5 protein-coding genes are annotated in these 3,765 nt (G+C 68.8%); 2 read left to right on the forward strand and 3 right to left on the reverse strand.

The window, feature by feature from the left end; all coding sequences use genetic code 11:
• Nucleotides 1–548: YbfB/YjiJ family MFS transporter (locus tag G3N99_RS36455; protein WP_206124784.1), on the forward strand; the 548-nt coding region annotated here is incomplete at its 5' end.
• A gap of 20 nt (nucleotides 549–568) precedes the next feature.
• On the opposite strand, the gene hpaC is transcribed toward G3N99_RS36455, so the two are convergent.
• A complete protein-coding gene (gene hpaC / locus G3N99_RS36460) occupies nucleotides 569–1,114 on the reverse strand; it encodes a 4-hydroxyphenylacetate 3-monooxygenase, reductase component (RefSeq protein ID WP_174938382.1) in 546 nt (181 codons plus the stop codon).
• A gap of 353 nt (nucleotides 1,115–1,467) precedes the next feature.
• On the opposite strand from hpaC, the gene G3N99_RS36465 reads away from it, so the two are divergent.
• On the forward strand, nucleotides 1,468–2,100 hold the full coding sequence (locus G3N99_RS36465; RefSeq protein WP_174938383.1) for a response regulator: 633 nt from the start codon (nucleotides 1,468–1,470) through the stop codon (nucleotides 2,098–2,100).
• Nucleotides 2,101–2,207: 107 nt separating this feature from the next.
• Here the strand turns inward: G3N99_RS36465 and G3N99_RS36470 are convergent, their stop codons facing one another.
• Complete coding sequence (locus G3N99_RS36470; RefSeq protein ID WP_011356097.1) at nucleotides 2,208–2,951, reverse strand: SDR family oxidoreductase; 744 nt, start codon at nucleotides 2,949–2,951, stop codon at nucleotides 2,208–2,210.
• Nucleotides 2,952–3,010: 59 nt separating this feature from the next.
• The coding region (locus G3N99_RS36475) for an amidase family protein (protein WP_206124785.1) at nucleotides 3,011–3,765 on the reverse strand (755 nt) is incomplete at its 5' end.

A 3,765-nucleotide genomic window follows, 5' to 3' on the forward strand; every position in this document is an offset into this window, starting at 1 on the left:
TGCGCTTCGCACTCGCGCTGGCCGGCTACGGCCTGTTCGGCGTCGGCTATATCGGCTACATGACGTTCATCGTCGCGCTGCTGCGCGGTGCGGGGATGAGCGGTACGGTGGTCGCCGCGTTCTACGTGATGCTCGGCGTCGCGACCGTCGTGTCGGCGCGACTGTGGTCGGGGCTGCTCGACCGGATGCGCGGCGGCCAGGCGCTTGCCGTGCTCAACGCGCTGCTCGGCATCGCGACGCTGATGCCGGCGATGTTCGTGCATCCGGTGGCCGCGTTCGCGTCGGGTGTGCTGTTCGGCGCGACGTTCCTGTCGGCGGTCGCATCGACGACGGCCTTCGTGCGCCACAACCTGCCGCCCGACGGCTGGGCAAAAGGAATCAGCGCGTTCACGACGGTCTTTGCGTTCGGGCAGATCGCGGGGCCGGTCGCGATCGGCTGGGTGTCGGACAGCGCGGGGCTCGCACGCGGGCTCGTCTATTCGGCGCTGACGCTGTTCGCCGGTGCCGCGCTCGCGGCCGGGCAGCGCGCGTTGCGGGCCGCCGCGTAGTCACGCGCGACACGCGCCATTCATCGCACGCAGGCCGTGCGCGACACGCGATGAAACGCACGGCTGAAGTAGATCAGGCTGTCGCCGTCGTCGCGCACGCGGATCGACGTCGCCTCGATGAACATCACCGAATGCGAGCCGACTTCCTTCATGTCGGCGATCGTGCCCTGCAGGCTCGCGAGCGCGTCGCGCAGCACGGGCACGTCTTGCTCGCCACGATCCCACACGGGGAGTTCGAAGCGTCGCTCCATCGGCAGGTCGGTGAGCCCCGCGAAGTGCCGAGCGAGCTGCTCGTGTTCGGCCGGCAGCACGTTGATGCAGACGTGGCGGTTGCGTTCGAACGTCTCACGCATCGCGCTCGACCGGTTGAGGCACACGAGCAGCGTCGGCGGCGTGTCGGTGACGGAGCACACGGCGCTCGCGGTGATCCCGCAGCGGCCGTGCGGCCCGGCGGTGGTGATCACGTTGACGGCCGCGCCGAGGTGGGCCATCGCTTGCCGGAAGGCCTTCTGCGCGTCGGTCGGCTCGACGCGTGCCGGTCGCTGGATATCGGTCGTGGAAGACATGGGCGCTCCTGATTGGACGAAAGCGGCGATCGTGCGGCGCTGCCGGCGCCGCGCCGGATCGCCGACGATGACCCAAGCGTACGTCGCGAAAATGCCGGCGACCATTCGCACGATTGACGATGGAGATGGCGTTCTCGCCAACGCGTCTAAAGGTTCTACCTAGATGCGCGCCGCACCGCGCGAAAAAAAACGAGATTGTGCGTTCGTGCGGCCCGTGAAGGGGTTTTCAGCGGGTTTTCGGCTCGTTATGATGTGCCGCACACCCCCCGCGAACGACGCGCGCGACGAGCCGGCACCCGGCCCCGTATGCGGCGCGTGCGATACCGATACCGATATTCAGTGAGACACCCGCGATGACGTCACCCGCACCGATCGTATATATCGTCGACGACGACAACGGCATGCGGACGTCGCTCGCGTGGCTGCTCGAATCGGTCGGCATCGCGTCCGAAGGATTCGCGAACGCCACCGATTTTCTCGCGCGCTTCGACGTGAACCTGCCCGCGTGCCTGGTGCTCGATGTGCGGATGCCGGAGAAAAGCGGCTTCGACGTGCAGGCGGAACTGAACGCGCGCGGTGCGACGCTGCCGGTGATCTTCGTCAGCGGGCACGGCGATATCCCGATGTCCGTGCGCGCGCTGCAGAACGGCGCGATCGATTTCGTCGAGAAGCCGTACAACTCGCAGCAGATGCTCGAGCGCGTGCAGCGCGCGCTGCGGCTCGCGCAGCAACGGCATGCGGTGAGCCAGCGTCACCGCGAGCTGCGCCAGCGGCTCGATGCGCTGACCGCGCGCGAGAAGGAAGTGCTGCGCGGCGTGGTGGACGGCAAGGGCAGCAAGCAGATCGCGTCGGATCTGTCGATCAGCGTGAAGACCGTCGACGTGCATCGCGCGAGCATCAAGGAGAAGCTCGGCGCGACGTCGATCGCCGCGCTCGTGCGCGACGTGATGGTGGTGTGGGGCGACGACGGCGACGCGCCGCGCTAGGGTAGGTTCCCCTGTCCGGGGAAATCCGTGCGCGGGGCCGGCGCATGGGCGGCCGTTGGCGTGAACCGGCCCCGAGCGTCGCAGGAGACGCGACGAGGCCGTCGTGCTCAGCGCATGTACAACCCGCCGTTGATGTCCCAGCACGCGCCGTTCGCGAAATGCGCGTCGCCCGACGCGAGCAGCACGGCGGCATCCGCGACGAAACCGGCCGAGCCGAGCTTGCCGCCCGGCAGGCTCGCGAGCACCTGGCGCAGTTTCTCCGGTGCGACGCTTTCATACACGATCGGCAGGTCGAGCGGGCCCGGCGAGATCGCGTTGACGGTCACGCCCTGCGCGGCGAGATCGCGCGCGAACACCTTGGTCAGCGTCAGCGTGCCGCCCTTCGCGGCCGCGTAGTGCGCACCCGTCGCCGAGCCGCCGTTCTGCCCGGCGAGCGACGCGATGTTGACGATACGGCCCGCGCCGCGCGTCGCGAAGTACTGGCCGAACACCTGGCAGCCGAACAGCACGCTGCGCAGGTTCACGTCGATCACCTGGTCGAACTGCTCGGCCGTGATCTCCATCGCGGGCACGACCTTCGATGCGCCCGCGTTGTTCACGAGCACGTCGATCGTGCCCCAGCGCGCGACGAGCGCATCGCGCGCGGCTTCGAAGTCGCGTTTGGACGTGACGTCGAGCGGCAGGGCGATCGCGCGTTCGCCGCTCGGATCGAGTTCGCGTGCATGCGCCTGAATGGCGTCGGCGGCGATATCGGCCAGCGCGACGCGGTAGCCTGCTGCATGAAAACGTTCGGCGATGACGGCGCCGAGCCCGCGCGCGGCGCCGGTGACGAGGACGACTCGGTCTGACATGGTGCGTGATTCCCTGGTTCGCGGGCGCGTGCTGGATGCAGTCGCGCCCGCATCGTGGTTCATGCGGCGAGTGCCGCTTCGAAGTGTGCCGCGATCGCACAGACCTGCTCGTCCGCGCCCTTGCGCCCGACGATCTGCAGGCCGGCCTTCAGCGGCGAACCGGACAGCGGCAGCGGCAGGCTGAGCGCCGGATGGCCGCTCAGGTTGAACGGCCGGATCAGCGATGACATCGCGATCACCGATACGCCGTCGCGCGCCTGCTGCAGCGTGATCGGCAGTGCGGGCAACGTGGGCAGTACGAGCACGTCCGCGTGTTCGAGCGCGGCGTCGACTTGTGCGGTGAAGCGTGCACGTACCACTTCGGCTTCTTTCAATGCCGCAGGCGTGGTCGTTGCGGCCGCACGCAATCGCGCATCGAGATCGGCGCCAAGCTTGCCGGATTCGACGAGATGGCCGAACGCGCGCGATGTTTCCGCATTGATCACGGTGAGCCCTGCCGCGAATGACGCCGGCATTTCGTCGAGCACGACCGTGTGCGTGCGCAGGCCCGACGCGCGCACGGCCGCGTCGAGCGCGGCGGCGATTGCCGGATCGGCATCGACCGTGATGTGCGCGATCGTGCAGCCTGCAGCAGAGGCCGCCGCCTGCGCACGATCGAAGCCGGGCGCGATTGCGGCCATCACGGCAACCAGCGTACGGATATCGCGTGCGAACGGCCCGACGCAATCGAGCGTGGTTTCGGCAGGCGCGACGCCGCGCCGCGACACGCGGCCGAACGTCGGCTTCAGCCCGGCCACACCGCAGCAGGCGGCCG

It is taken from the genome of Burkholderia sp. Ac-20392 (genome assembly GCF_017104585.1).
Lineage (GTDB): Bacteria > Pseudomonadota > Gammaproteobacteria > Burkholderiales > Burkholderiaceae > Burkholderia > Burkholderia lata.

What these genes read in the sequence shown, in the direction of transcription:
- G3N99_RS36465 (WP_174938383.1), top strand. Translation starts at nt 1,468, where the DNA reads ATGACGTCACCCGCACCGATCGTATATATCGTCGACGACGACAACGGC.
- G3N99_RS36470 (WP_011356097.1), bottom strand. Translation starts at nt 2,951, where the DNA reads ATGTCAGACCGAGTCGTCCTCGTCACCGGCGCCGCGCGCGGGCTCGGC.
- hpaC (WP_174938382.1), bottom strand. Translation starts at nt 1,114, where the DNA reads ATGTCTTCCACGACCGATATCCAGCGACCGGCACGCGTCGAGCCGACC.